At 40.5% G+C, this 7,118-nt stretch carries 8 protein-coding genes; all 8 read right to left on the bottom strand.

Annotated features, from left to right (window positions below; translation table 11 throughout):
* Nucleotides 1-776: family 1 glycosylhydrolase (locus O3626_RS06375; RefSeq protein WP_371495926.1), on the bottom strand; the 776-nt coding region annotated here is incomplete at its 3' end.
* Between the two features lie 87 nt (nucleotides 777-863).
* Complete coding sequence (locus O3626_RS06370) at nucleotides 864-2,561, bottom strand: lactose-specific PTS transporter subunit EIIC (RefSeq protein ID WP_023918364.1); 1,698 nt, start codon at nucleotides 2,559-2,561, stop codon at nucleotides 864-866.
* Nucleotides 2,561-2,878 carry a PTS lactose/cellobiose transporter subunit IIA gene (locus tag O3626_RS06365; RefSeq protein WP_003007713.1) on the bottom strand — a complete coding sequence of 106 codons (318 nt, stop codon included), beginning with the start codon at nucleotides 2,876-2,878 and terminating at the stop codon, nucleotides 2,561-2,563. The genes O3626_RS06370 and O3626_RS06365 overlap by 1 nt, the downstream gene beginning before the upstream one ends.
* A gap of 34 nt (nucleotides 2,879-2,912) precedes the next feature.
* Nucleotides 2,913-3,746, bottom strand: coding sequence for a PRD domain-containing protein (locus O3626_RS06360; RefSeq protein ID WP_070506210.1), 834 nt, complete (start codon nucleotides 3,744-3,746; stop codon nucleotides 2,913-2,915).
* 451 nt (nucleotides 3,747-4,197) lie between these two features.
* Nucleotides 4,198-5,178, bottom strand: a complete 981-nt coding sequence (gene lacD, locus O3626_RS06355; RefSeq protein WP_070506214.1) for a tagatose-bisphosphate aldolase — start codon at nucleotides 5,176-5,178, stop codon at nucleotides 4,198-4,200.
* Between the two features lies 1 nt (nucleotide 5,179).
* Nucleotides 5,180-6,109 carry a tagatose-6-phosphate kinase gene (locus tag O3626_RS06350; RefSeq protein ID WP_061455172.1) on the bottom strand — a complete coding sequence of 310 codons (930 nt, stop codon included), beginning with the start codon at nucleotides 6,107-6,109 and terminating at the stop codon, nucleotides 5,180-5,182.
* 10 nt (nucleotides 6,110-6,119) lie between these two features.
* Complete coding sequence (gene lacB / locus O3626_RS06345; RefSeq protein ID WP_003002763.1) at nucleotides 6,120-6,635, bottom strand: galactose-6-phosphate isomerase subunit LacB; 516 nt, start codon at nucleotides 6,633-6,635, stop codon at nucleotides 6,120-6,122.
* Nucleotides 6,636-6,651: 16 nt separating this feature from the next.
* Complete coding sequence (gene lacA, locus O3626_RS06340; protein WP_371495924.1) at nucleotides 6,652-7,077, bottom strand: galactose-6-phosphate isomerase subunit LacA; 426 nt, start codon at nucleotides 7,075-7,077, stop codon at nucleotides 6,652-6,654.
* Between the last annotated feature and the right edge of the window lie 41 nt (nucleotides 7,078-7,118).

Genomic DNA, 7,118 nt, shown 5'->3' with positions numbered 1-7,118 from the left:
GTTGCATCTGAATAGTGTCCGAGGTAAGTCGCATCCAAGATAAACTTGTTGTGGATGATATCTTCCAACTCAGCAGCACGTACGTCTGCAGGATTTTTAGGATCCAATGGATACTTAGTTGGAAGTGCGTGAACAACCCCGATTTCACCTTTATAACCTTTGTCTTTGTACAATTTCACAGCACGTGCATGAGAAACCATCATATTGTGGTGAGATTGGAAGACTTTGGCAAGGTCATATTGAATACCTGGTGGGAATTTACCAACCAAGTATTGACCATCACCGATTGGGCCAATTTCATTGAAGGTTGTCCAGTAGTTGACTTCTGGGAATTCTTCAAAACAGAAAGCAGCATAATCTACAAAGTGTTCGATATTTTCACGATTCAAGAAGTCTCCATTTGAGTGAAGAGCTTCAGGAGTATCAAAGTGGTGAAGAGTTACGAATGGTTCTACATGACGTTTATGGCATTCTGCAAATAACTTATGATAGAATTCTACCCCTTTTGGATTGACTTCACCATAGCCAGTTGGGAAAATACGTGACCAAGCAATAGAAATACGAATTCCGTTTACGCCATATTCTTCCGCCAACTGTAAGTCTACTGGATATTTATGGTAGAAATCACTCGCTGGTTCAGCAGTATACCAATAGTTGTCTGCTAAATATTTATCCCATGCAACAGGTCCTTTACCGTCTGTATGAGTCGCACCTTCTGCCTGATAAGCTGCAGTTGCGCCACCAAAAATAAAATCTTTAGGAAGTGTTTTTGTCATATTTTCACCTATTTCTTGATTGGATAAAATGAAAAGCGAGGGGAGAGGAGTTAGTGAGCCATCCATCTCCATCTCACTTTTTAGTTCTTATTCTTCAAATTGAGCTTGAACAAAGGCTAGAGCACCTTTTCCATCACGGGTTAACTTGATGTACTGAGCACCTTCTGTCTTCGCCAATTTGATGCCTAGTTTATCTGTTTCAGCCTTCATATCTTCGAAGTTGGAAGCAACCTGAGGCGCCAAGATAACAAGGTCAAATTCTGGCAACATTTCACGGTGGGCTCCATAGCCACCTGCTGCAGCTTTAACTGGAACTTTATACTCTTCTGCGGCTTTATTCAAAGCATTGGCAAGAAGACCACTTGTTCCTCCACCAGCACAAAGAACGAGGACGTTTGTTTCTTCAGTAATTGTATTTTGTGCTGAATCTACTCCAGCTTTTTCAAGAATAGCATCTGCTTTTGCAGTGTTAAAGTTTGCAGCTACCTTTTCTTTTAATTCATCATTAGTTTTACCTGAACGTTCTTCTTCAAGAATTTGTTCATCATAAACCTTGAGGAATGGATAGTAGATAACAATATCTACTACAATTAACAATGCTGCAAGAGCGAATGATAAGAACTGGAAGTTTGTACCAAGAACAATACCAAGAGGTCCTGGTGTAGTCCATGGAAGGTTGGCAGTAAATGAGTTCATGCCAAGTGTTTCAATAAAGAACTTAAAGATCCATACGTTTGCAATTGGTGCAAAGATGAATGGGATAAAGAAGATTGGGTTCAAAACAAGTGGTGCACCAAACAAGATTGGTTCGTTTACACCAAAGAATGTAGGAACTACTGAAGCGCGTCCAATAGCACGATTTCGTTTCGATTTACATAACCACATAAACATGAACGGAACAACAAGAGTTGCACCAGTACCACCCATAGTGACGATGAACATTTGTGTACCAGATGTAAGGATCTTATCAGCGTGCATACCTTGTTGAAGGAGGTTCAAGTTGACTTCGGCATTTGCATAAGTGATCGCTGCAATCGCAGGCTCAACGATAGATGGGCCGTGAATACCAATAAACCAGAAGAATGCAAAGGCACCGAAAATAATCGTAATACCAACATAACCGTCTGCTGCTGAGAATAGTGGAGCAAGAAGGGTACCGATTGATTCAGCAACCGTTACATGAAGGCTTGCTTTCACAACTAATTCAAGTGCATACAAGAGTACAACTGACAATGTAAATGGAATCAGGTCTTTAAATACTTGTGAAATATTTGGTGGAACCTCGTCTGGCATGCGAATCGTCACATTATTTTTCACACAGACCTTATAAACATTAACGGTAACAAAGGCTGCAATGAAGGCTGTCAACAGACCTTTTGTACCCATGAAGGCTGTTAAGAATCCACCTTCTTTAGCAGGTTCGGCAGCCATGAGCAAGAAGCCAACCATAGAAGCCAACATTGTAGAAATGAAGTTGATTTGGTTAGTTGCTGGAAGGTCGCGGTTCATTGAATCAGTCAAAGCCTTAGCCGTTGTACCACCAACGAAGAAGGCCAAGATGCCCATAGAATAGCTATATGGAGTCATCAAGAAAGTTTCAATATCTTTAGACCAATGGAATCCCCAAGCGTTTGGTACATACGCAATTAGGATGAAGATAGATGAGAATAAGATTACAGGCATCCCTGCAATGAAACCATCACGAATCGCTCGCAAATATTTGTTTCGAGAAATCTTTTCAAAGAAAGGTTTCCCTTTTTCAATCAGTTCAATCAGTTTATTCATTATTTCGCTCCTCTTTTATATAGTTCAATCAGATGGTGAATCACGTCTTTTAATAGGATCGTTGTCATGAGATGGTCTTGACCATGCATCATGGTAATGCTATAGGGGATTTCTTCTCCTGCTGCTTCATGCGCTAGCATGGTCGTTTGAGATTTGTGAGCCTCAGCGATACAGGACCCTGCTTCTTCTACTAAGGATTCTGCTTTAGCAAAATCACCATTTTCAGCAGCTTTTAAGGCTTCCACTAATTTTGATCGAGCGTCACCGGCATAAGCGACAATTTCAAAGCCAAGTAATTGGACTTCTTCTTTATTCATGTTGGTTCCTCCTTATGATACCTTTTGAAAATTTTTATAATAGACGTTGAATATGAAGGGCTAAATAGACTTTTTCATTAGGAGATATTTTGGCTCCTGTCTGTTCAGCGATGGTTTGGTAGATTTGATGACTAATCTCATAAGCCTTTGGATAACTTAGCTGAATCAGTTGTTCCATCTCGCTCAAACCTTCTGGATCTTCTCTTCCCTTATCTAGCGAATCTAGGAAATAATTGAGATGGATCATAAAGCGATCATAGAAATGACTGTTTTCTTCTTTCCGTTTCAAGCCATTTTGAGCTAGTTTTTCTTCTACAGCTTTCAAAATAACTTGTCGGTCCTGGACATCTGGATCTTGCTCATGAATCATTTCCCCTTGTGCATTAATGAAATGATAAGCGATACGATTCACTTCATCGTCAGGAAGTTGATCCAAGAGCCGCTTTCGAAAGATCTCAATCGCTTCTTTTGCGATTTTATAGGGAATCGGGTGCATAGCAGACGCATCAGGAAGGTCACTGTGTTTGTATCTTCCCTGTTGAACTGCCTGGTAAGAACAAAAGATGTGATCTGTTAATGTCACATAGATATATTCTTGAACAGGATAGGCATATTTCTTAGACAAGGTATCAATCACTTCATAAGTGGTTGTAATGAAATCAAGAGGAACATCCTTTAGAAGGGCCATAAAGTTTTCTCTTGACTCATCCGTGTTTAAACGAAATACTTTTTCGACCTTATCATCAGCTACTAGATCATTTTTCTTTTTCCCAAAAGCAATCCCACTCCCAATAACAATCAACTCTTGTTGTAGTTCATTTTGAACCAAAGCAACATTATTGTTCATTGGATGGATAATACGATACATGAGGCTCTCCTTTGTAAAATTTGTTAAAAGCAAATAAAAATGACCACGAAGCAACTGAAAAAACTAGCCTACACTAATTGTTCAGTCTACTTGTGGTCACGCCTAATCTAACTTAGTAACGCTCACTGCTATTCAACTTATAAACTTATTCTATCATAAGTTTTTTGTTTTGTAAACCCTTACAGCAAAAATTTTTAAACATTTTTTTATAAAAAATAAACAAGACCTTAAAATAATGAAGAGGCTGGGATATAAGTCCTAGCCTCTCAATCATCTTTGGATTGTCGAGCAAGACGCAGTGGTTGAGTGGGCTCTATTACGCTGATTTCATCAGCTTTTACAGCCCTACTCAACTGTGCGGAGGTGGGACGACGAAATCGAATTCTAACGAATGACCGATTTCTGTCCCACTCTCTAACTGTTGCTTTAGGAGGCAATCATCATTTGAATCTTATACGCGTTCTGTCCAAGGTGTTGCTACTTTAGCCAAGACTGCGTTCAATTCTTCAATATTTTGTCGACCTTCTTTACGAAGCCATTCACGAGCAGCTGCTTCTCCATCTTTGATGTAAGCTTCTACTGAACCTGCCCATGTTGCACGTCCACAAAGAACACCGTTGAAGTTTGCACCAGATGCATGAGCAAATTCCAAGGTTTCTTGGAAGAGCTTAGCTGATACACCTGCACTGAGGTAGATGTATGGAAGGTTGGTTGCTTCTTCTTGTTCTTTGAAGAAAGCAGCTGCTTCTTCACGACTATAGACAACTTCTCCTTCTCCAAATCCTTCCACGAAGTTCACATTAACTGGAACTTCCACTTTCAAGACATCGATATTGAAACGAGGATCTGAGAAGACTTTCATAGCCTCAATCACCTTACGAGGTTTCACTTTCGCATATTCAGCAGAGGTTGCATCTGCAATTCCTTCATCATAAGCCAAGATTTCAAGGAAGAATGGAATATCTTCAGCAGCGCATTCAGAACCGATGCGTTCGATATAAGCTTGTTTTTCTTGGTTGAGTTCATCTGCACTGTCTACATCATAGTAGAGCAAGAATTTCACAGCATCTGCGCCTTGTTCTTTGATGCGTTTTGCTGACCAAAGGTTCAAGCAGTCTGGCAAGCGCTTGGTGCTTGATGTATCGTAACCTGTTTTTTCATAGGCAAGTAAGAGACCAGCATCTTTGTCCAAGGCTTTTGTAGCAGGTAGACCATATTCTGGGTCCAATAACATAGATGAAGCATATTTTGTCAATTCATCAGCTACAAGGACTTTTAATTCTTCCATTTGTGCTACTGTTGGTTCTGTGTCTTGGTATTTGGCCATCAAGCGTTTCAAAGCCCCACGTTGGTCGAAAGCCAAAGCTGAAATGACACCGTCTTTTGTACTAAGACGTTCCAAATAGTTGCGTTTTTGTTCTGTTAATACCATTTTATACCTCTTTTACGATTAATTGTTGATACAAGGCATCATAGTGCCCCATGTTGACATGTCCTGTTTGTGCTTCTTGCGCATTTAACATTCCAAGAACATTTGCTTTCTTGAGCAAGTCTGCGTCACTCTCATGATGATAGAGACCAGATGCAATCCCTGCAACAGTCGAATCACCAGATCCGACTGGATTGACGACATCGATCTTAGGAATATCTACCTTATAGAAGACATCCCCATGCTTAGCGAAAGCGCCATTTGCACCAAGGGAGACAATCACCCATTCGATGCCATCAAAGAGAGAATCCTGAAGAACTTCTTTTAAGTCTTCCACATTCTTACTCACTTCTTTTCCTAACAACTGTGATAATTCTTCATTGTTTGGTTTAATGACCGTAGGCTTGACAGCTGCTTGAATGGCAGCTTCTAAAGAAGCTCCCGAGCAATCAAGTACGACTGGTTTCCCAGCTTCCCTTGCAATCTTAACAAGGCTAGCATAGTAGTCCACTGGTAAACCAGCAGGAAGACTTCCAGAGATGGCAACAACCTCTACTTGTTCAACCAAGTGACGATAATGGTCGAGAAAGTCTTGGCCTTCTTTCTCAGAAATGGTTGGACCTTTTTCTAAGATTTCTGTTTGCTTGCCTTCGTGAAGGATGGCGATACAATTACGTGTATCTCCAGCAATTTCAAAGAAACGTTCCTCTATCCCTTCTCCTAAATGATCGAGAATGAATTGCCCCGTCCGACCACCAAGTAGGCCAGTCGCTGCCACTGGATCCTTTATCTCAGAAAGTACACGAGTAACGTTAAGACCTTTCCCACCAGCTGTCTTACTCACCTCAGCCACACGATTGACTGTATCCAATTGGAGTACATCCAAAGGATAAGAAATATCAATCGAAGGGTTCATCGTGACCGTTAATATCATACGTCACCTCTTAGTCGTGGTATTCACCACGGTCCCATTTTTCAAGGAATTCTGTAAAGAAATCAGCATCCGCTTGATGAGCATTATGGGTTTCCACATGTTGGATCTTAGCGATCAATTTTTTATTTTCTTCAGTTGGTTTGTATTCAGCGTGGATGAATGCTTCAATGATATCGCACATGAGCAATTCACCAGTAATTTTACCACCAAATCCGATGACATTTGCGTTCAATTCTTCTTTTGCATAAAGAGCAGTTGTCATATCGCGTACCAAGGCAGAACGGATACCAGGTACTTTGTTAACAGCATTGTTAATCCCAACACCAGTACCACAGATACAAACACCAAGATCTGCTTGGCCACTTGCTACGGCTTCACCGACTTTCTTACCAAAGATTGGATAGTGGGTACGTGTATGGTCATAAGTCCCAAAGTCGAGCACTTCGTATCCTTTTGATTTCAAAAAATCAGATACAGCCATTTTTTCATTTGTCACAATGTGATCACAACCAATTGCAATTCTCATTTGAATTCTCCTCTCATTAGCACATCTTATTCAACATATCAACACGGATTTGGTGACGGCCACCGTCGTATTTACCATTGACGAAGCCTTTGGCAATGTTTTTCGCCAATTCATCTCCAACAATTTCAGCTCCCATGGTGATCATTCGAGAATTGTTGTGACCACGTGTCATATAAGCAGAACGTTCATCTGAAACTTCTGCTGCCACCATTCCTTTGATTTTAGTCGAAACCATAAATGGACCAGCTCCATAAGCATCAATCACGATTCCAAGATTTTGATCGTTTTTGTTCACTTCGCTCGCAACTGCAAGTGTCACATCTACAAAATCTTGACCTTCAGCGGTTACATCTACAACATCGAAGTTTTCTTTTACAAGAAACTCTTTCACGAGATCTTTTAATCTTAATCCTGCAGCATCTGCACCAATTACAATAGACATGTCCTGTCCTCCTTTTGTTTGTTTCAGTAAATATTCCTGTT

The sequence above is a fragment of the Streptococcus sp. 20925_1_77 genome (genome assembly GCF_041432125.1).
Lineage (GTDB): Bacteria > Bacillota > Bacilli > Lactobacillales > Streptococcaceae > Streptococcus.
Note: the sequence above shows the minus strand (reverse complement) of the source record. Positions and strands in the feature narration are given on the sequence as shown.